The following is a 20,675-nucleotide window of genomic DNA, read 5'->3' as shown; positions in this document are numbered from 1 at the left end:
CGCTGGCTGCACAGCCCTGCGGGATGGGCGCCGCCCGGGTGGGCCGAACAAGCGGCGAACTATATCACCCACCGACATGCCACCCAAGAAGAGAACCGGCGTACCGATGAATATCCATTGTTGTTCTGTGAAAGCCATTTGAATCTGGCCAGCCATTTACACGGTAATGAAGACGCACGAAAACGCCTTGAGAACACACGGCGACGATCAGACGTGAGGGAAATCTACATTACCGCTATAATCGCCGCCTTTTCACAGTCTGACTGATTCAACACATGAGCCAATCCAGCGACCTGATTCAATCCGCGCAACGCACCATTCGCCTTGAAATCGAGGCTATCGAAGGCCTGCTCGCGCACATCGACACGGATTTCGTACGCGCGTGCGAAATGATCCTGGCGAGCAAAGGCCGCGTTGTAGTGGTCGGCATGGGTAAATCCGGACACGTGGGCAATAAAATCGCAGCAACGCTGGCGAGCACTGGTACCACCTCGTTTTTCGTTCATCCCGCCGAAGCCAGCCACGGCGACATGGGGATGATCACCTCGGACGACATTATCCTGGCGCTGTCCAACTCGGGCTCCACCAGCGAAATCGTCACGCTGCTCCCGCTGATCAAGCGCCTGGGCATCAAGATGATCAGCCTGACCGGCAACCCCGACTCGACGCTGGCCAAAGCGGCTGATGTCAATCTCAACGCTCGGGTGGAACACGAAGCCTGCCCGCTCAACCTTGCTCCGACGTCGTCGACGACCGCGGCGCTGGTCATGGGCGATGCGCTGGCAGTCGCTTTGCTCGAAGCCCGTGGCTTTACCGCGGAAGATTTCGCATTTTCCCATCCAGGCGGCGCACTTGGGCGGCGCTTGCTGCTCAAAGTCGAGAACGTCATGCACAGCGGCGACAGCCTGCCCATGGTTCAGCGCGGCACGCCGTTGCGTGACGCACTGCTCGAAATGACACGCAAGGGCCTGGGCATGACCGCCATCGTCGAGCCGGATGGTAAGCTGGCCGGAATCTTCACTGACGGTGACCTGCGTCGCACGCTGGACTGCGCGCTGGATATCCGCCAGTGCGCCATCGACGACGTCATGACTGCCCATGGCAAGACTGTCCGCCCGGACATGCTCGCCGCCGAGGCGCTGAAAATAATGGAAGACTTCAAGATCGGCGCGCTGATCGTCGTGGACGCGGACGACCGTCCGGTCGGCGCTTTCAACCTGCAGGATCTCTTGCGCGCCGGTGTCATGTAATGGAAGGTACTGCGATGACTACTGAACTGATGCAACGCGGCAAGCAGATCAAACTGGCCGTCTTTGACGTGGACGGGGTTCTGACCGACGGTCGCCTGTACTTTCTGCAGGACGGCAGCGAGATGAAGGCCTTCAATACACTGGACGGTCAGGGCATCAAGATGCTGATCGCTTCAGGCGTGACGACCGCAATCATCAGTGGCCGCAAGTCATCGATGGTAGAGCGACGCGCCCAGAGTCTCGGCATCGAGCATCTGATTCAAGGCCGGGAAGACAAACTGGTTGTACTCGATCAATTGCTCGCCACGCTCAATCTCGACTACGAACAGGTCGCGCACCTGGGCGACGACCTTCCGGACCTTCCGATCATTCGACGGGTCGGATTAGGCATGGCGGTTGCGAACGCGGCGAGTTTCGTCCGCCAGCATGCGCACGGCGTGACGCAGGCGCGCGGCGGCGAAGGCGCTGCGCGTGAGTTCTGCGAGCTGATCCTGAGCGCTCAGGGCAACCTCGAAGCGGCCCATGCCGCCTATCTATAGAAGCCAGAAGCCGATCATGTTGAGCAAAAAAATTCGCAAGTTCCTGGTATTCGGCGTGATCGGCCTGTTGGTCGCTGCGGCCGGCTATTGGAACGTCAGCCCGGAACGCTTCATGGACCAGCCCGCCGCCGGCGTCGACGAGGCTGCCATCGACTTTTACGCGATCAACGCGCGTAGTGTTCAGTACCTGCCTGACGGAAAGATGCAGTACGAGATGACTGCCGACAAGGTCGAACACGTGAAAGCGACCGACGTGACCTTGCTGACCACACCCGATCTGCAGATGTACCGTGGGACCGCGTTCCCGTGGCACATCCAGAGCGAGCGCGGCGAGGTTTCGCCTGGTGGCGAAGAAGTCGAGCTGATTGACGCCGTGCGTATCGCGCGCACCGATGAAAAGAAACGTACGACTATCATCACCAGTAGTCGCATGACCGTATTCCCGCAGAAGCAATATGCGCAGACCCAGCAAGTCGTTAGAATCGACGCCGGCGGCGGTGCGACTACGGCCAAGGGAATGAAAGCGTATTTGAACGACGGCAGGATGGACCTGCTGTCCAACGTAAGAGGACAGTATGAGGCTCGTTAAAACCCTTCCTTTTTTGCTCGGTCTGGGCGCGGCACTGGGAAGCGCGAGCGCCTGGTCCCTGCCAACCGATCGGGATCAGCCGATCCACATCCAGTCCGACGACGCTCAGCTCGATGACAAGAAAGGCGTTGCGACCTACAAGGGCAACGTGATCATCACCCAGGGCTCGATGAAGATCACTGGCAACACCGTGACCATCACCCGTAATGCCCAGGGCGAAGTCGACGTGTTCACGTCGGTCGGCAACCTTGCGTACTACGAGCAGAAGCCTTCGGTGGACAAACCGATCGTGCAGGCTTACGCCGTGACGATTCAGTACTACGCGGCGCAGGATCGCATCGTGCTGATCGACAAGGCCAAGGTCGTCAACGATGGCAACACGTCCGAAGGCGAGAAGATCGTCTACGACACCGTCAGGCAGATCGTGAGCGCCGGCCGCGCCAACGGCGGCAGCAAGGTCACCACGCCTCGCCCGCGGATCGACATGGTCATCCAGCCGAAGAAGAAATCCGAACAACCGCAGAAGGCCCAGTAAATGGCGACGCTCAAAGCCCAGCATCTGGCTAAAAGCTACAAGAGCCGCCAGGTCGTGCGCGATGTCAGCCTGTCCATCGAAAGCGGTCAGATCGTCGGCCTGCTGGGACCCAACGGTGCCGGCAAGACGACCTGCTTCTACATGATCGTCGGTCTGGTCCAGGCGGATCAGGGCCGCGTTCTGATTGATGATCTGGACGTCAGCCACCAGCCAATGCACGGTCGCGCACGCGCCGGTATCGGTTACCTGCCGCAGGAAGCCTCGATCTTTCGCAAGCTTTCCGTGGCCGACAACATCATGGCCATCCTTGAAACCCGCAAGGAACTCGACACGGCTGCTCGTCGCAAGGAACTGGAGAGCCTGCTGCAGGAATTCCATATCAGCCATATTCGCGACAACCTGGGCATGAGCCTGTCGGGTGGTGAACGTCGTCGGGTGGAAATCGCGCGGGCGCTGGCGACGGCCCCGAAATTCATCCTGCTCGATGAACCATTCGCAGGCGTTGACCCGATCTCTGTTGGCGACATCAAGCAGATCATCCATCACCTGAAGGCCAAAGGCATCGGTGTGCTCATTACCGACCACAATGTCCGCGAGACACTTGATATCTGCGAAACAGCCTACATCGTGAACGATGGACAGCTGATCGCCGAGGGCGACGCGCAAACCATTCTGGCCAACCAGCTGGTGAAAGAGGTTTACCTCGGCCACGAGTTCCGCCTGTAAAGATCCCGAGAGTCGCCCGCTCAGGCGATTCATGCCTAAGGCCCGGCTTGACAATGCTTTATTTGTCACGACGCTCTAGGCAAAGCCTCCGGTTTCAGGCATATAATTTGCTTAAGTTGGCGCTTCGGCGCCCTGTAGTGGATGGCGCATGTGCGCCGGCGAATAAGGTTTAAGCCCCTGCCATGAAACCATCGCTAGTCTTGAGAATGGGCCAGCAGCTGACGATGACGCCGCAGCTGCAACAGGCCATCCGCTTGCTCCAGCTATCGACCCTGGACCTCCAGCAGGAGATTCAGGAGGCGCTGGAGTCGAACCCTATGCTGGAACGCCAGGAAGAAGGCGACGACTTCGACAATTCCGACCCGCTGGCAGACAACATCGATCAAAAGCCCACCGTCGAGGTTCAGGAACCGACCTATCAGGAAACCGCCGCATCCACGGTGGACAATCTGGAGGATGGCGAGTGGGGCGAACGCATCCCCAATGAGCTTCCGGTGGATACCGCCTGGGAAGACGTCTACCAGACCAGTGCCAGCAGTCTGCCGAGCAACGACGATGACGAGTGGGATTTCACCACCCGCACTTCGGCCGGTGAAAGCCTGCAGAGCCACCTGCTCTGGCAACTGAACGTCGCCCCGATGTCCGACAAGGACCGGCTGATTGCCGTCACCCTGATCGACTGCATCAACAATCAGGGGTATCTCGACGAAACCCTCGAAGAGATCCTCGATTCCTTCGATCCGGAGCTGGATGTCGAACTGGATGAGATCGAAGCCGTTCTGCACCGTATCCAGCAGTTCGAACCAGCCGGCATCGGTGCCCGCAACCTGAGCGAGTGTCTGGCGCTGCAGCTGCGCCAGCTGCCCGGCAAAACGCCATGGCTCGCCGAAGCGCAGCGTCTGGTCACCGAATATATCGACCTGCTGGGCAGCCGTGACTACGCGCAGCTCATGCGCCGCATGAAACTCAAGGAAGACGAACTGCGCCAGGTGATCGAACTGGTACAGAGCCTCAACCCGCGCCCTGGATCGCAGATCGAGTCGACCGAGCCGGAATACGTCATCCCTGACGTGATCGTGCGCAAGGACAACGAACGCTGGCTGGTTGAGCTCAATCAGGAGTCGGTTCCGCGCCTGCGAGTCAATCCGCAATACGCAGGTTTTGTCCGTCGCGCCGATACCAGCGCCGACAACACGTTCATGCGCAATCAGCTGCAAGAGGCCCGCTGGTTCATTAAGAGCCTGCAGAGTCGCAACGAAACGCTGATGAAGGTTGCCACTCAGATCGTCGAGCATCAGCGCGGCTTCCTTGAATACGGCGATGAAGCGATGAAGCCGCTCGTTCTGCATGACATCGCCGAGGCGGTTGGCATGCACGAGTCGACGATCTCGCGCGTTACCACGCAGAAGTTCATGCATACGCCACGCGGTATCTATGAGCTGAAATACTTCTTCTCCAGCCACGTAAGCACCTCCGAGGGCGGCGAATGCTCGTCCACGGCGATTCGCGCAATCATCAAAAAACTGGTTGCCGCCGAAAATCAGAAAAAGCCGTTGAGTGATAGCAAGATCGCTGGTTTACTGGAGGCACAAGGCATTCAAGTAGCCCGCCGCACAGTCGCCAAGTACCGTGAATCTCTCGGGATCGCACCGTCGAGCGAGCGTAAGCGACTGATGTGATGCAGGCCGCGCCACAGCGTTCCAGCGGTGGGTCTTCAGCCCACCTCTTTATGCACTGGCAAAGGAGAAGCTGTATGCAAGTCAACATCAGTGGACACCAACTGGAAGTGACCAAGCCCCTGCGTGAATACGTGGAGCTCAAGCTCAAGAAGCTGGAGGGGCATTTCGACAAGATTACCAATGTGCAGGTCATCATGACGGTCGAGAAGCTGAAGCAGAAGGTTGAGGCCACGTTGCATATTCCCGGAGGGGAAGTAGTAGCGAATGCTGAACACGACGACATGTATGCAGCCATCGACCTGCTCACTGACAAGCTAGACAGACAATTGCTCAAGCATAAGGAAAAGCAGCAGAACATCCTTAAAGGTGCGACAGCTCGCTAACTCTCATTCAAATGATCCGACTTGAAAATATCCTGACCCCCGGCCGTTCTCTCGTGAACGTGCCGGGTGGCAGTAAAAAACGCGTACTCGAAACCATTGCCAATCTGATCGGCCGTGAAGTGCCACAAATGGATTCGCAAACCGTTTTCGAGAGCCTCGTTGCCCGCGAAAAGCTGGGCTCGACAGGCTTTGGCAATGGCATCGCCATTCCTCACTGCCGCCTGCCCAACTGCACCGCACCCGTGAGCGCAGTCATTCACCTCGATGCACCTGTGGAATTCGATGCCATCGACGGCGCTCCGGTCGACCTGCTGTTTGTCCTGCTGGTCCCGCAAGCCGCCACCGATGAACACCTGGAGCTGCTGCGTCAGATCGCAAGCATGCTGGACCGTGCCGAAGTGCGCGACCGCCTACGCAGTGCCGAAAGCGGTGAAACGCTTTATCAAGTGGTGCTGGACGTACAGAACGGCCACTGAACATGCGCATGATCATCGTGAGTGGCCGCTCAGGCTCCGGCAAGAGCACGGCGCTCGATGTGCTGGAAGACAGCGGGTTCTACTGCGTTGACAACCTTCCGGCCGGCCTGCTTCCGGAGCTCGCCGAACGTGCGCTGATCAATACCGAGCTGGCTGAGCCGTTGCTGGCGGTCTCCATCGATGCCCGGAACCTGCCCAGCCACCTGACCCGCTTCCCATTGATGCTCGCCGAAGTGCGCGCCCGCAATATCCAGTGCGACGTGCTCTATCTGGATGCGGACGAAGCGACACTGCTCAAGCGGTTTTCCGAAACCCGGCGGCGTCATCCGCTCAGCACATCGGATCGTTCGCTCGCCGAAGCGATTCGTGACGAAAGCACCCTTCTCGGCCCGATCACTGATCTGGCGGACCTGAAGATAAACACCACGCATCTGAATCTCTATCAGTTGCGCGACACCCTCAAACTGCGGCTGCTCAACAAGCCGGAGCCCGGGACCGCATTTCTCATCGAGTCATTCGGCTTCAAGCGTGGCATGCCCGTGGACGCCGACCTGGTGTTCGATGTTCGCTGCCTGCCAAATCCCTACTGGAAACCGGAGCTGCGCGACCATTCAGGTCTGGAGCAACCGGTTATCGAGTACCTAGCGGCGCAACCGGACGTCGAGGAAATGTTCCAGGACATCTCCACCTACCTCAACAAATGGCTACCCCGCTTCGCGGCCAGCAATCGCTCGTATGTCACTGTCGCTATCGGCTGCACTGGCGGGCACCACCGCTCCGTCTACCTGACCGAACGGTTGGGCAAGGTGCTGCAACAGACACTCAAGAACGTTCAAGTCCGCCACCGCGACCTAAGCTGAAGGATTTTCACTGCGATGCCCGCTCGTCAAATCACCATCATCAACAAACTGGGGCTGCATGCCCGCGCAGCCGCCAAGTTCGTGGGCGTAGCCGGCAAATATCCTTGCCAGATCCGGGTAGGTCGCACACCTGAAAGCATGGTCGACGGCAAAAGCATCATGGCCGTGATGATGCTGGCTGCCGGCAAAGGCACAGAAATTCATCTGTCGACTGAAGGTGAAGGCGAGCAGGACGCGCTGGATGGTCTGGTCGAACTGATCAACAACAAATTCGACGAAGGCGAGTAAGCGCCGCCCGGACAGGCTCCGCAGGCACGCTCCGCAAGCATGGTTGCCTTGCAGGAGCGCGCGGGTGACGCGGAATCAGGCCAGCGCTGCGTCGTAACGCCGCGAAACCTCGTCCCAATTGACGACGTTGTAGAACGCGTTGATGTATTCGGGACGGCGATTCTGGTAGCGCAGGTAATAAGCATGCTCCCAGACGTCCAGACCGAGAATCGGCGTGTTGCCATTCATCAGCGGGCTGTCCTGGTTACCGCTGCTCTCTACTATCAGTTTCTTCTCCGGAGTCACGCTCAGCCAGGCCCAGCCGCTGCCGAAGCGAGTCAGTGCCGCTTTGGTGAAGGCCTCCTTGAAACTGTCGAACCCGCCCAGCTGCTCGTCAATGGCCTTGGCCACCGCGCCGCTTGGGAGGCCGCCGCCGTTGGGGGCCATGACCGTCCAGAACAGCGTGTGGTTGGCGTGCCCGCCGCCCTGGTTGATGACCGCAGGGCGCAGTTTTTCCGGTAGCTGCTGGACGCTGGCGACCAGCTTTTCAATCGGCCATTCGGCGAACTCGGTGCCTTCAACGGCGGTGTTGAGATTGTTGATATAGGTCTGATGGTGCTTGGTGTAATGGATTTCCATGGTTTGCGCATCGATGTGCGGCTCCAGCGCATCGTAGGCGTAAGGCATTGCAGGCAGCGTGTAAGGCATATCAATGTACTCCGTAGGAAAGACTAGCGGTTGAATCGCCGAGCACCGCCGAGCTTGAGTGCTCGCCGTTGCTGTTCAGCAACCGATGGGTACGCGGGTATTCGCCGTGCTCGCTGATAAAGCCAAGCAGCTCGACGTAGGTCTTGTTGCTGTGACGCAGCGCAGCCTCACGCAAGGCTGGCGGCAAGCGGTTGTTCTGCACGGTCTGTAATAACAGTTGGTGGACGGCGCACAGGTATTCGGCGCTCTCTTCCGGCTGGCCGAGACTCAGATGCAGGTCCGCCAGGTTGTGGTGGGAAATGACACAGGCGGCCACCGCCTCATCAGCGTCTGGCCAGCGCTCGAATAGTACTTGCGCCAGCGCCAGCGCTTGAAGATACAGCTCGCGGGCTTCAACCCATTCGCCGAGGCTGAAACAGCGATTGGCTTGCTCGATAGTGCGTTTCCAATGCTGCATGACATCCCTCCAGAAGCGTCGGAACTCGTCACGACGCCTGTCAGACAATGATATTCATTATTAAATGAGATCAAGAATCAAAACAAGAGGGGCGCGGCAGATGGCGGCTATCGGCAGGATGACTGACATGTGGGGCCGGAACGCGAGACGTTCCGCCCCCATTGAACGAGGCAGGCGGAAAGGAATGTCAGCTACCGGCTACGGTCATCCGCTCGATCAGTACGGAGCCGGTGCGGATGTTGCCACGCAGTTCCAGATCGCTGCCAACGGCCATGATCTGTTTGAACATGTCACGCATGTTGCCAGCGATGGTCACTTCCTGGACCGGGAACTGGATCTCACCGTTCTCTACCCAGAACCCGGCCGCTCCGCGCGAGTAATCGCCGGTCACCATGTTCAGACCGCTGCCCATCAGCTCGGTCACCAGCAACCCGCGGCCCATCCGGCGGATAAGCGCTTGCTGGTCTTCGGTGCCGTGAGTGACGAACAGGTTGTGCACTCCGCCAGCGTTCGCCGTGCTGGGAAGACCCAGCTTGCGGCCCGAATAAGTGCTGAGCACGTAAGACACCAGCTCGCCATTTTCGACAAACGGTTTGGCATAGGTGGCCAGGCCGTCACCGTCGAACGCGGAGCTGCCCATGGCGCGCATCAGATGCGGGCGCTCATCGATCGTCAGCCACTCGGGAAACAGGCGCTGGCCCAGCGCGCCTTCGAGGAACGATGATTTGCGGTAAAGATTGCCGCCGGAAATCGCGCCAAGGAAGCTGCCGAACAAGCCGCCGGCCAGCTCCGCGGAAAACAGTACAGGCACCTCGCAGGTCGGAACCGGGCGCGCGCCCAGACGGCTGGCCGCACGCTGTGCAGCCTTGCGGCCAATGCTTTGCGCATCGGCCAGCAGTTCGCCCTGGCGGCTTACGTCATACCAATAGTCGCGCTGCATCTGGCCGTCGCCTTCGGCGATCATCACGCAGCTCAGGCTGTGCCGCGTAGACGCGTAACCGCCAATAAAGCCATTGCTGTTGCCATACACCCGGCAGCCCTGATGGGTATTGAGCGTGGTGCCATCGGCGTTCTTGATCCGGCTATCGGCATCGAACGCCGCGGCTTCGCAGATCAACGCCTTTTCGATGGCCTGTTCGGGGCTGATGTCCCAGGCATGGAACAGGTCGAAATCCTTGTTTTCCTTCGCCATCAACGCCGCATCGGCAAGCCCGGAGCTTTCGTCCTCGGAAGTGTGTCTGGCAATGGCCAGCGCTGCTGCGACGGTTTCACGGATGGCATCGGCACCGCTGGCCGACGTGCTGGCCGAGCCTTTGCGATGGCCGACGTACAGGGTGATACCGAAACCCTGGTCGCGGTTGAACTCCACTGTCTCGACTTCACGCTGACGTACGGATGTCGACAGCCCCTGCTCCAGCGAAACCGCTACCTCGCAGGCGCTGGCGCCCTGGCGCCTGGCTTCGGCGATGATCTGCTCGACCTGGTCTTGCAGTTCGGGCAGGGCCTGCGGGCCGACGCTTTGGGTTGCACTCATGACTTTCTCCATCAAATTCTGCTTCCGGCACAGGCCGAATACCGAGCGGGCCGGACAAGCGGCCCCCGACTGGTTATCATGGCGGCGTTTATTTGCGGACTGCCCCCATGGTTGATTCTTACGACGACTCCCTCGACGGGGAGAAAAGCAAAACCCAGGTCAAGCGAGAGCTTCATGCTCTGGTTGATCTCGGCGAGCGACTGACAACACTCAAGCCCGACGTGCTGGCCAAGCTGCCGTTGACCGATGCGCTGCGCAAGGCCCTGGCCGAAGCGCCCAAGCACACGGCTCATATCGCGCGCAAACGGCACATTCTGTTCATCGGCAAGCTGATGCGCGATCAGGACCAGGAAGCCATTCTGGAACTGCTCGACCAACTCGATGCCTCCACTCGCCAGTACAACGAACGCTTCCACGCGCTGGAACGCTGGCGCGACCGGTTGATCGGGGGCGACGACAGCGACCTGGAAAAATTCGTTGTCGAGTACCCGGACGCCGATCGCCAGCAACTGCGGTCTTTGATCCGCCAGGCCCAACACGAAGTTGCGCGCAACAAACCGCCGGCCACCAGCCGCAAAATCTTCAAATACATCCGCGAGCTGGACGAAATTCAACGCGGCCTGCGCTGATTTCGACCTTGGGGCTGGCGACGCACCGCCAGCCCCGGCTCACATTCAATTGCCCGTGCCACCGACCGTGATCGCATCGATCTTCAGCGTCGGCTGACCGACGCCCACCGGCACCGACTGCCCGTCCTTGCCGCAAGTCCCGACGCCGCTGTCCAGCGACATGTCGTTGCCGACCATCGACACCTTGCTCATCGCTTCCGGCCCGTTGCCGATCAGGGTCGCGCCCTTGACCGGCGCGGTGATTTTGCCGTCCTCGATCAGATAGGCCTCGCTGGTGGAGAACACGAACTTGCCGCTGGTGATATCGACCTGGCCGCCACCCAGATTGGCGCAGTAGATGCCTTTCTTTACCGAGGCGATGATTTCCTGCGGGTCGCTCTGACCGCCAAGCATGTAGGTGTTGGTCATACGCGGCATCGGCAGGTGCGCATAGGATTCACGTCGACCGTTACCGGTAGGCGCAACACCCATCAAACGGGCGTTCAGCTTGTCCTGCATGTAACCCTTGAGAATGCCGTTCTCGATCAGGGTGGTGCATTCGGTTGGCGTGCCTTCGTCATCGACGCTCAGCGAACCGCGGCGACCGGCCAAAGTCCCGTCGTCGACGATGGTGCACAGGCTGGACGCGACCTTCTCGCCAACGCGGCCGCTGTACGCCGAACTGCCTTTGCGATTGAAGTCGCCTTCCAGGCCGTGGCCCACCGCTTCGTGCAGCAGCACGCCCGACCACCCGGAACCCAACACCACCGGCAAGGTGCCAGCAGGCGCGGGAATCGCTTCGAGGTTCACCAGCGCCTGACGCAGCGCTTCACGGGCGTAGCCCATGGCGCGATCGTCAGTCAGGAAATAACGGTAATCGGTACGCCCGCCTCCGCCATGACCGCCACGCTCGCGACGGCCGTTCTGTTCAACGATCACGCTCACGTTGAACCGCACCAGCGGACGCACATCGGCGGCCAGACTGCCATCGGCGGCGGCCACCAGAATGCGCTCCCAGACTCCGGCCATACTGACCGACACCTGCTGAATGCGCGGGTCCAGGGCACGCGTCGCCACATCAATCCGCTTGAGCAGGTCGACCTTTTCGGCACGGGTCAGCACTTCCAGCGGGTTATCCGGCGCGTAGAGCTGGGCGACGTCCTGGGAAGTGAACGCCTGGACGCGGCCGTTCTGGCCGGCGCGGGAAATCGAACGCGCGGCACGTGCAGCGGTGCTCAGCGCTTCGAGCGTGATGGCATTGCTATAGGCGAAACCGGTCTTCTCACCGGACTGAGCGCGCACGCCCACGCCCTGATCGAGGTTGAAGCTGCCTTCCTTGACGATGCCATCTTCCAGAGACCAGGATTCGGAAATCATGCCCTGGAAGTACAGATCTGCCGCGTCGATCCCGGGGCCGGCCAGTTCGCCCAGCACCGATTGCAGGCTGTCGAGGCTTAAACCACCGGGCGCCAGAAGGTGTTCGCTGACAGAGGACACGTCACTCATATTTACTCCGAAGCAGGCCGCACGGCGTCCTGCGAAAAAAAGCGCCGGTGACTGGACACCGGCATCCGCGCCCGTATGGACGCCTGTTCTTCACTGTCGCGCTGCGCCAGCAGCACGGCTTCACCCTGCGCCTGCTGCGCTAGCACGCGCCCCCATGGGTCGACGACGGCCGCGTGTCCGTGGGTTTCGCGCGGCCCTGGATGTACGCCGCCTTGAGCGGCCGCGAGCAGGTAGCACTGGGTTTCGATGGCGCGCGCCCGGATCAGGACTTCCCAATGCGCGGCGCCGGTCACTGCCGTGAACGCCGACGGCGCGGTAATCAGTTCAGCCCCCGCTTCCCGCAGGGCGGTATAGAGTTCCGGAAAACGCAGGTCGTAACAGATACTCAACCCAAGGCGACCGACGGGCGTGTCGACCACCACCACGCTGTTTCCGTGAGCATAGTCGTCGGATTCCCGATAACGCCCGCGCGCATCCGCCACATCGACGTCGAACAGATGCAGCTTGTCATAACGGGCCGCCTGTTCGCCGTATTCGTCAATCAATAATGAGCACGCCGTCACCTTGCCGTTTGGATGGTCCGGCGGCGGCAGCGGAATCGTACCGGCGACAATCCATAACCTGAGGTCGCGGGCCGCCTGTTTCAACCATGGCAGGATCGGTCCCCGACCTGCGGCTTCGGCGCGACCGATATCGGCAATGTCCCGACGACCCATGGCGGCGAAGTTTTCAGGCAGCACAGCCAGACGCGCGCCGCCTTCGGCCGCCTGTTCCAGCAGCCGTCTGGCGTGGGCCAGATTGGCGGGGACGTCGCTCTGGCTGACCATCTGAATCACGGCAAATGACATGGCATTTTCCTTACAAGGGCGACCACCACTGTACAGCATGCCCCCATTACTGGGGCTTCTCGAATGGCTTGTCGAACGTGATCTTCGGCTCTTTCCATGGCCCTTCGACCTTGTATTGCACGCTGGCAAAGCGCGCGACCCGGTCGCCGAGCAGCTTGTCGACCAGGAACAATGCGCCGCCGATGGCCGGCGCGCCGACCAGCAAGGCGGCAATCGGCAGGTTGTTGGTCACCGGCAGAGTCACCAGCAGCTTGGCGTCGACGCGGTCCTTGACCATATCGAGCGTACCGTTTAGCTCAAGATTGCTTGACGGCCCGGTCAGGGTGATCGGGTTGCGCGTGACATAGACGCCATCGCTGGCCACCAGCAAACCCTTGACCCGGTCATAACTTAACCCCTTGCCCAGCAGGTCGGAAAAATCCAGCCGCAGACGGCGACCGATGGAGTTGAAATTCAGCAGACCGAACACTCGCAAGGCCTGCGCTCCGCCTTCCACTTCCACGAACTGACCACGACGCAGGGTGGCGTCGAGACTGCCCGAGTAGCGCTTGAGCCCCACCCATGCCGGCGAGCCCGGCCAGCGGCCATCGACGTTGAGTTCGAAGGTCTCGCTAGTGACGGTCGGCGCAAAGCCCCAAGCCTTCAGAATGTCCGCAAGGTTCTTGCCGCCCATACGGCCTTTGAACCAGCTGCTGCTGGAGCCAGGCGCGCCTTCCCAACTGCCCTCTCCTTCGAGCAACAAGCCTTTGAGACCCAGACTCAGATCAGACAGACGGATGCCGGTCGCCGTCGGACGGACCTTCAGAGCCCAGGCACCCAGCAGCTGCTCGCCCTGAAATAACTGCGCCACCTTAATGTTGAGCGCGGGAATCTTGCCCGGGTCGACATCCGCCAGCGGGTCCGGCGCGTTTTCCACAGCCGTCGCTTTGGGGTCAGGCGCGGGAAGGCGCACGTAAAGCATGTCGACGCCGATGGGCGCGCCCTTCGCATCCGGCAGCGTGGCGGTGCCTTTGATCCGCGAACTGTCGAGCGAAAGCGCCCAGGCGGCGGCGCTGCGCTGCAGCTGAACACGCGCATCGTCCAGCGTTGTGCCCATGGCCGTCAGCTTGCCGACTCGCAGGTCCACGCTGCTGAGCAGCTGCTTGGCGCTGCCGCCAGGGTTGTTACCGGAATAACGCTGAGCCACTGCTTGCCAGGGCGCGATATCCAGTTCCGACAGCTCGCCCCGGACTCTCACGCCCTTGGCATCCGGCACGATGGCACCGCCCTGCCCCAGGTAGAGTTCGCCGCGTCCTTCAGTCGGTTTGCCCTTGGGTGCGGCAAGCGCCAGGCTGGCCAGATTGCCGTACGAGGCACCGAACCGTTGTTCGGCACCCTGCAATGTCATGCGAAATTCGCTTGCTCGCGTTTCATCGGCGGATTTGCCAAAGGGCGCCGGCAGATCGACCGCTACTCCGTTCAGGCCTGAACTGATGACCAGCGGAGTCGACTTGCCGTCCAGCGTCAGTTGCAGCTGATAAGGCAGGTTGCCGGAAACCGGCAATGGCTGACTCACACTCAGCCATTCGGTGAGCCTCTTCACCGTGATCTGGCCATTGGCGACGATGCGCGTCAGGTTGGCACCGGGCTGGCCTTGTGCGGCAATCTCGGCGGTCACCGGCTGACCGAAGGCCTGAGCGCGAACGGCCTTGGCGCTGAGCCCCTTGGCGTTATCGAAACGGAAGGCGCCCTGTAGTTCGCTGAGTTCCAGCTTCGGCTCGGCCAGTTGCAGACGTGCGCCCTCGGTATTGAAGTCGACGACGATTTTAGGCTCGATGTCCTTGGCCAGCGGAATGTCCAGCTTGAGCGCACCCGTCAGCGGACCTTCGCCCTGCCAGCCCTCGAACGTGCTGGCTGTGCCGATGGGTGCTTCCTGAAGAATTTTCACACCATCGCTCAGCGGACCTTTGAAACCGCCGTCGACCAGCAGGTGGCTTTCCTGACCGGCAGGCGCATGCGGAATTTCGACTTTCACGTCGCTGACCTGGGTGTTCAGCAGTTGCCCCTTGCTGGCCCGGACGCGTACGCCGCTGCTTTCCACGTAGACCTTGCCGTCGACGCCGGTCAGTGACGGCCAACCGGGCTGGAACGCCAGTGTGGCGTCGCTAACGTCGAAATACAGGCTGATGACGCGCGCGGTGGCCGGTGCGTTCTTGCTCAGCGAGCCCTGATACTGGAAGAAGCCCTGATTCACCGCGCCCTTTACCACCGCCGTGCGCAGCCAATGGTCCAGCGCGGGGCTGAGGACCGCAGGCAAGTACTTGCCAGTGTAGCGGCCATCACCGTCGACCATGCCGACGCGCAGGTCCATGTAGTCTTCCTGGCTGTGATCGAAGTGCAGGCGGATGAGGAAGTCGGCGGCGATCTTGCCTTCATCGCCAAGCACCTTGATATACGGCGCCACGAGGGTGAACCCCTCTTTATCCAGCCGCCAGGTCAAACGTGCGTCGGCCTTTGAATAAGTCCACGGCTTGGCGAAGATCGGGTCCAGATGCAGCATGAAATCTTCGGTCGCCAGGCGCAGCTCGCCGTGGCCGAGGTCGCCGCTGATCGCACCGCTGACATTACCCGCAGCCGGCGCACCGCGGTACGCATTGAACCCGACCCTGTCGAGATTGGCGGCAAAGCTGAAACGCTCATCACCCGTCGCCTGAGGCCGGTAATCGAGCAAGACATTGCGCAGGCCGCCGGTGACCTTGAGGTTATTGACCACGGCCATGGCTTTTTCCGGCAGCGGTGCCAGCGATTCGATCAATGGCGTTAGTGGGGTCAGGTCAAGTCGATCAGCCTGAACGTGCCAGAGCTCTTCACGCTCAGGCGTCGCCGCTGACTGATTCAAATACAGCTTGCTCTCCCAACGATACTTGCCAAGGCTCATCGCCAGTGAGTCGACCGTCACGTCGAAGCCTTCGTCGTTGCGCTTGAACCAGGCGTTGAGCGCCAGATTATCGAGCGTTGCCGCCTTGCGGTCGGCGTAGCCGCTGCGGATGGTGGGGGCATTGAGGCGAGCGACCGCGCTCTGCACGCCCGCTTGGCCCCAGCTCAGCCAGAATTCGCCGCCGGCCTGCAACGTCGAGAGTTTCCACTGGCGGGTCAGGGCTTTCGGCACCCACTTCGCCCAATCGCTCTGCGGCAGGCTGAGGTAGAGGTCGGCTTCGCCTTCCTTCCATTTGCTCGGTTCGACCCGCGCGCGCAGGTTCAAGGCAAGCGGCTGACCGTCGGGCAGCGTCAAGCGAGCGTCCAGGCGCTGGTGATAACTGCCTGTCGACAGACTGAAGCTGACGTAAGTGAGGGTCAGCGGCGACTCGCCAAACGGATGCAGCGTGACCTGGCTATCGAACAACGACAGGCGCGACACCATCTGCATCCGATTGAGCAGTTGCTCGGGATCGACCGGACTGTCTTCGCGCACCGGTAGCCCCTGGACCGCCCACTTGCCGTCCTGCGCCTGCTTGAGGATGAGCTGCAGGCCGTTGACCTCAAGGTGCGAGAGCCGCACGCTCCGGGCCATCAGGCTTTCCCAAAGGTCGGGCACTACTGCGACGCGGTCCAGATGCATGGCGCTGGCACCCACGCCGACCGTCACGTCACGGGCCAGGACCACCGGAGCAAAACCCGACCAACTGCCTTCCAGGCTGCCTATGCGCAATGGCATGCCGAGCGCCGCGCTGGCTCTGGTTTCGACGTCCACGCGGTATTCGGCCACCATCGGCGCCAACTGGCGCCCCAGGCTCACATACAGCGCCGCCAGCACCAACAGCAAGGCGCAGAGACTCAGGCCCCAGCGCGTCAGGGCTGCAAATAAACGGGGGAGACGCTCCATGTCAGAAGGTCCTCCACAGTGCGATGCGCCAGTCAGCTTGCCTAAAACGTACCCGGCTCACATGTACAGGTGCAACCAGGTTCAGGTATTGCTCATTTGCCACGCATCGTACTCATCAAGACAGGGCTTCCTGCCGCAGGCCCCTTTCGGGCTTTGTTATACATGTCGGCGAAGTCAGCCACTTCAGAGCAGCACTACGTCATATTGTTCCTGCGAATACATGGTTTCTACCTGAAAGCGGATGGTCCGACCGATGAAGCTCTCCAGTTCGGCCACGTTGCCGGATTCTTCGTCGAGCAGCCGATCAACTACTCGCTGATTGGCCAACACGCGGTAACCCACTGCCTGATAGGCCCTGGCCTCCCGCAGAATCTCGCGGAAGATCTCGTAGCAGATGGTCTCCGGAGTCTTGAGCTTGCCCCGACCCTGGCAGCAATGGCACGGCTCGCACAGCACCTGCTCCAGGCTTTCCCGGGTGCGCTTGCGGGTCATCTGCACCAGCCCCAGCTCGGTAATGCCGATGATGTTGGTCTTGGCATGGTCGCGTTCGAGCTGCTTTTCCAGCGTGCGCAACACTTGCCGCTGGTGCTCGCCGTCTTCCATGTCGATGAAGTCGATGATGATGATCCCGCCGAGGTTGCGCAGCCTTAGCTGACGGGCGATGGCGGTGGCGGCTTCCAGATTGGTCTTGAAAATGGTTTCTTCGAGGTTGCGGTGGCCGACGAAGGCGCCGGTGTTGACGTCGATGGTACTCATCGCTTCAGCCGGATCGACCACCAGATAACCGCCGGACTTAAGCGGCACCTTGCGCTCCAACGCCTTCTGGATCTCGTCTTCGACGCCGTACAGGTCAAAAATCGGGCGCTCGCCGGGATAGTGCTCAAGGCGGTCTGCGATCTCCGGCATCAGCTCAGCGACGAACTGCGTGGTTTTCTGGAAGGTCTCCCGCGAATCGATACGGATCTTCTCGATTCTGGGGCTGACCAGATCCCGTAGCGTACGCAAGGCCAGACCGAGGTCTTCGTAGATCACGCTGGGCGGGCTGACCGTCTTGATCTGCTCACCGATCTGGTCCCACAAGCGGCGCAGATAGCGGATGTCCATGAGGATTTCATCGGCACCCGCGCCTTCCGCCGCAGTGCGCAGGATAAACCCGCCCGTTTCCTTGATGCCTTCCAGCGCCACGCAATCGCTGACCACCTTCTTCAGACGCTCACGCTCGCCTTCGTCCTCGATCTTCAGCGAAATCCCGACATGGGCGGTGCGCGGCATGTACACCAGATACCGCGAAGGGATCGACAGCTGCGTGGTCAGGCGCGCGCCCTTGCTGCCGATCGGGTCCTTGGTGACCTGCACCACCAGACTCTGACCTTCATGGACCAGCGAACTGATGGTTTCCACCGCCGGCCCTTCGCGCATGGAAATTTCCGAAGCATGAATGAACGCTGCGCGCTCCAGGCCAATGTCGATGAACGCGGCCTGCATGCCGGGCAACACCCGGACCACCTTGCCTTTGTAGATATTGCCGACGATGCCGCGCTTCTGGGTCCGTTCGACATGGACCTCCTGAAGCACGCCGTTTTCCACCACTGCCACCCGCGACTCCATCGGGGTAATGTTGATCAGAATCTCTTCACTCATGGCTTATTCCCTTCCAGGCATTGCCAACAGGTTATGCCGAAACGGCCCAGCAGTTCTGCGGTTTCGCACAGAGGCAGCCCAACCACCCCAGAATAGCTGCCTTGCAAAGCTTCGACGAAGACCGCCGCCAGACCTTGAATGGCATAACCCCCGGCCTTGTCGCATGGCTCGCCGCTGGCCCAGTAAGCCGTTGCCTCGCCCTGCGGAATCTGGCGAAAACGCACCCGGCTCGATACCACGCGGGTTTCGCTGCGCTGCTGATCGATAATGGCGATGGCGGTCAGCACTTCATGTTCGCGCCCGGACAGGTCGGCGAGCATTGCCAGCGCGTCATCCCGGTCCAGCGGTTTGCCGAGGATGCGACCGTCCAGCACCACGGCGGTGTCGGCGCCCAGCACACAGGCGTGCTCACCAGGAGCGAGCAACGCCAGCCCGGCCTCGGCCTTGCCACGCGCCAGTCGCTCGACGTAGGCAGTCGGGGTTTCGTTGTCGATGGGAGTTTCGTCGATCTGCGCGCTCAACGTGGTGAACGGCACACCGATCTGAGTGAGTAGTTCACGACGGCGCGGTGATCCAGAAGCCAGATAGAGCGTGGGCATACGGACATCTCCGTGTCGGTGAAGCAAGCGCGGCATGCGCATCGGGCGCCCGCGCTCACATGGCGCTTAACTGATTCTCAGGCGTTTGCTCAACCCGCGCAGGCCGTAACTGACCCACGGCCACAGCAATGCGCTGACCAACGCTGGCAGTACCAGAGCGAGGGTCGGTTGACGATTGCCGGTCAAGGCACTGAGCCAGAGCTGGGCGAGCTGCGCCAGACCAAAGACCACCAGCAGCACCAGGCACTGTTGCCACATGGGGAACATGCGCAACCGTTGCTGAAGGGTCATGACCAGGAAGGCAATCAGGCACAGAATCAGGGCGTTCTGCCCGAGCAGCGTGCCGTACAGCACATCTTCCATCAGGCCCAGCAGCCATGCAGTGGCCATCCCCACCTTGTGCGGCAGCGTCAGCGCCCAGAATGTCAGCAGCAGCGCCAGCCACAACGGCCGGAAGATTTCCATGAATTGTGGTAACGGCGAAACGCTCAGAAGCAGGCCGATGGCAAAGGTCAGCCAGACAACCCAGCCATTGCGTCCGGTAACGTGCCTAGCCATCGATGGCCCCCCGGGAATTGGATGGTGATGCCGCCGGCGGTTGGGACACTGCGGGTCTACTGGCCGGACGCGGCGCGGCAGGCGCCGCCGCTGGTGTCACTGGCGCTGTGGCGGCAGGCCTGGGGTGGGCGGCAGGGAACACCGGGATTACCGGCTGCGGCCACATCGGGAACGCCGGCGTCGGCGGAGGCAGAGTCGGCATGACAGCAGGCTCGACACCCTTGTCGATTGACTCCTGCGCCTGAGCGGCATCCGCGGCTCGCTCTTCGGGCGAGCGTCCGTCCGAAAACACCAGCAGCAGGTAGCGACTGCGATTCAGCGCAGCGGTCGGCACGGCGCGCACGATAGCGAACGGCTGGCCGGAGTCATGAATGACTTCCTTGACTGTCGCAACCGGGTAACCGGCCGGAAAACGCTGGCCCAGGCCCGAACTGACCAGCAGGTCGCCTTCCTTGATGTCCGCGGTGTCCGCCACATGGCGCAACTCCAGACGCTCAGGGTTGCCGGTGCCGCTGGCGATGGCACGCAGCCCGTTGCGATTGACCTGGACCGGGATGCTGTGAGTCGTGTCGGTCAGCAGCAGAACGCGCGAGGTGTAGGGCATCAGCTCGACCACCTGGCCCATCAGACCACGCGCATCGAGCACCGGCTGACCCAGCACCACGCCGTCGCGCTCGCCTTTGTTGATGATGATGCGGTGAGTGAAGGGATTGGGATCCATGCCGATCAGCTCGGCGACCTCGACCTTCTCGTTGACCAGCGCCGAGGAATTGAGCAGTTCGCGCAGACGAACGTTCTGCTCGGTCAGCGCTGCAAGTTTTTGCAGGCGACCTTGCAGGAGCAGGGCTTCGGTCTTGAGTTTTTCGTTTTCGGCGATCAGCTCGGTACGGCTGCCGAATTGACTGGCGACGCCCTGAAACATGCGTTGCGGCAGGTCGACGATCCAGTAGGACTGCATCAGAACCAGAGACAGCTGGCTACGCACGGGCTTGAGCAGCGTGAACCGGGCATCGACCACCATCAATGCGACCGACAGCACGACCAACACCA

The 20,675-nt window shown here is 61.0% G+C and carries 21 protein-coding genes; 11 read left to right on the top strand and 10 right to left on the bottom strand.

What is annotated here, in order from left to right; all coding sequences use genetic code 11:
- Positions 1 to 275: 275 nt before the first annotated feature.
- From J3P77_RS04025 to J3P77_RS03980, 10 genes are all read left to right on the top strand, one after another.
- Positions 276 to 1,250, top strand: a complete 975-nt coding sequence (locus tag J3P77_RS04025; protein ID WP_434679777.1) for a KpsF/GutQ family sugar-phosphate isomerase — start codon at positions 276 to 278, stop codon at positions 1,248 to 1,250.
- Between the two features lie 14 nt (positions 1,251 to 1,264).
- Positions 1,265 to 1,789, top strand: coding sequence for a KdsC family phosphatase (locus J3P77_RS04020; RefSeq protein ID WP_434679776.1), 525 nt, complete (start codon positions 1,265 to 1,267; stop codon positions 1,787 to 1,789).
- A 16-nt stretch (positions 1,790 to 1,805) separates the two neighbouring features.
- The gene (gene lptC / locus J3P77_RS04015; RefSeq protein WP_434679774.1) at positions 1,806 to 2,378 is read left to right on the top strand and encodes an LPS export ABC transporter periplasmic protein LptC; all 573 of its coding nucleotides are present in this window, start codon (positions 1,806 to 1,808) and stop codon (positions 2,376 to 2,378) included.
- On the top strand, positions 2,365 to 2,913 hold the full coding sequence (lptA, locus tag J3P77_RS04010; RefSeq protein WP_434679772.1) for a lipopolysaccharide transport periplasmic protein LptA: 549 nt from the start codon (positions 2,365 to 2,367) through the stop codon (positions 2,911 to 2,913). Before lptC ends, lptA begins: the two co-directional genes overlap by 14 nt.
- Positions 2,914 to 3,639, top strand: coding sequence for an LPS export ABC transporter ATP-binding protein (gene lptB, locus J3P77_RS04005; RefSeq protein WP_434679770.1), 726 nt, complete (start codon positions 2,914 to 2,916; stop codon positions 3,637 to 3,639).
- A gap of 182 nt (positions 3,640 to 3,821) precedes the next feature.
- On the top strand, positions 3,822 to 5,318 hold the full coding sequence (locus tag J3P77_RS04000; RefSeq protein ID WP_434679768.1) for an RNA polymerase factor sigma-54: 1,497 nt from the start codon (positions 3,822 to 3,824) through the stop codon (positions 5,316 to 5,318).
- A 74-nt stretch (positions 5,319 to 5,392) separates the two neighbouring features.
- A complete protein-coding gene (gene hpf / locus J3P77_RS03995) occupies positions 5,393 to 5,701 on the top strand; it encodes a ribosome hibernation-promoting factor, HPF/YfiA family (protein WP_125831624.1) in 309 nt (102 codons plus the stop codon).
- Positions 5,702 to 5,712: 11 nt separating this feature from the next.
- Positions 5,713 to 6,177: a PTS IIA-like nitrogen regulatory protein PtsN gene (gene ptsN, locus J3P77_RS03990; RefSeq protein WP_434679765.1), complete on the top strand. Its 465-nt coding sequence runs from the start codon at positions 5,713 to 5,715 to the stop codon at positions 6,175 to 6,177.
- Between the two features lie 2 nt (positions 6,178 to 6,179).
- On the top strand, positions 6,180 to 7,037 hold the full coding sequence (gene rapZ, locus J3P77_RS03985) for an RNase adapter RapZ (RefSeq protein WP_434679763.1): 858 nt from the start codon (positions 6,180 to 6,182) through the stop codon (positions 7,035 to 7,037).
- A 15-nt stretch (positions 7,038 to 7,052) separates the two neighbouring features.
- A complete protein-coding gene (locus J3P77_RS03980; RefSeq protein ID WP_434679762.1) occupies positions 7,053 to 7,325 on the top strand; it encodes an HPr family phosphocarrier protein in 273 nt (90 codons plus the stop codon).
- Between the two features lie 75 nt (positions 7,326 to 7,400).
- Here J3P77_RS03980 and J3P77_RS03975 read toward each other — a convergent pair whose 3' ends face one another.
- The 3 genes from J3P77_RS03975 to pmbA all read right to left on the bottom strand — a co-directional run bounded on the left by J3P77_RS03975 (position 7,401) and on the right by pmbA (position 10,003).
- Positions 7,401 to 8,012 (bottom strand): superoxide dismutase, encoded by a 612-nt coding sequence (locus J3P77_RS03975; RefSeq protein WP_434679761.1) that lies wholly within the window; start codon positions 8,010 to 8,012, stop codon positions 7,401 to 7,403.
- Position 8,013: 1 nt separating this feature from the next.
- On the bottom strand, positions 8,014 to 8,469 hold the full coding sequence (locus J3P77_RS03970) for a hypothetical protein (RefSeq protein WP_434679760.1): 456 nt from the start codon (positions 8,467 to 8,469) through the stop codon (positions 8,014 to 8,016).
- A 187-nt stretch (positions 8,470 to 8,656) separates the two neighbouring features.
- Positions 8,657 to 10,003 carry a metalloprotease PmbA gene (gene pmbA, locus J3P77_RS03965; protein WP_434679758.1) on the bottom strand — a complete coding sequence of 449 codons (1,347 nt, stop codon included), beginning with the start codon at positions 10,001 to 10,003 and terminating at the stop codon, positions 8,657 to 8,659.
- 107 nt (positions 10,004 to 10,110) lie between these two features.
- On the opposite strand from pmbA, the gene yjgA reads away from it, so the two are divergent.
- Positions 10,111 to 10,632, top strand: coding sequence for a ribosome biogenesis factor YjgA (gene yjgA / locus J3P77_RS03960; protein WP_434679757.1), 522 nt, complete (start codon positions 10,111 to 10,113; stop codon positions 10,630 to 10,632).
- 45 nt (positions 10,633 to 10,677) lie between these two features.
- Here the strand turns inward: yjgA and tldD are convergent, their stop codons facing one another.
- The 7 genes from tldD to mreC all read right to left on the bottom strand — a co-directional run bounded on the left by tldD (position 10,678) and on the right by mreC (position 20,673).
- Complete coding sequence (tldD, locus tag J3P77_RS03955; RefSeq protein WP_434679756.1) at positions 10,678 to 12,117, bottom strand: metalloprotease TldD; 1,440 nt, start codon at positions 12,115 to 12,117, stop codon at positions 10,678 to 10,680.
- A gap of 2 nt (positions 12,118 to 12,119) precedes the next feature.
- Positions 12,120 to 12,965, bottom strand: coding sequence for a carbon-nitrogen hydrolase family protein (locus tag J3P77_RS03950; RefSeq protein WP_434679755.1), 846 nt, complete (start codon positions 12,963 to 12,965; stop codon positions 12,120 to 12,122).
- A gap of 46 nt (positions 12,966 to 13,011) precedes the next feature.
- Positions 13,012 to 16,827 carry a YhdP family protein gene (locus tag J3P77_RS03945; RefSeq protein WP_434679753.1) on the bottom strand — a complete coding sequence of 1,272 codons (3,816 nt, stop codon included), beginning with the start codon at positions 16,825 to 16,827 and terminating at the stop codon, positions 13,012 to 13,014.
- Positions 16,828 to 17,010: 183 nt separating this feature from the next.
- A complete protein-coding gene (rng, locus tag J3P77_RS03940; RefSeq protein ID WP_434679752.1) occupies positions 17,011 to 18,468 on the bottom strand; it encodes a ribonuclease G in 1,458 nt (485 codons plus the stop codon).
- A complete protein-coding gene (locus J3P77_RS03935; RefSeq protein ID WP_434679751.1) occupies positions 18,465 to 19,067 on the bottom strand; it encodes a Maf family protein in 603 nt (200 codons plus the stop codon). The genes rng and J3P77_RS03935 overlap by 4 nt, the downstream gene beginning before the upstream one ends.
- A 66-nt stretch (positions 19,068 to 19,133) precedes the next feature.
- On the bottom strand, positions 19,134 to 19,625 hold the full coding sequence (gene mreD / locus J3P77_RS03930) for a rod shape-determining protein MreD (protein ID WP_434679750.1): 492 nt from the start codon (positions 19,623 to 19,625) through the stop codon (positions 19,134 to 19,136).
- A complete protein-coding gene (gene mreC, locus J3P77_RS03925) occupies positions 19,618 to 20,673 on the bottom strand; it encodes a rod shape-determining protein MreC (RefSeq protein ID WP_434681873.1) in 1,056 nt (351 codons plus the stop codon). The genes mreD and mreC overlap by 8 nt, the downstream gene beginning before the upstream one ends.
- Between the last annotated feature and the right edge of the window lie 2 nt (positions 20,674 to 20,675).

It is taken from the genome of Pseudomonas sp. R1-18, from assembly GCF_051132095.1.
Lineage (GTDB): Bacteria > Pseudomonadota > Gammaproteobacteria > Pseudomonadales > Pseudomonadaceae > Aquipseudomonas.
This window is presented reverse-complemented; position numbering and strand designations above follow the sequence as displayed.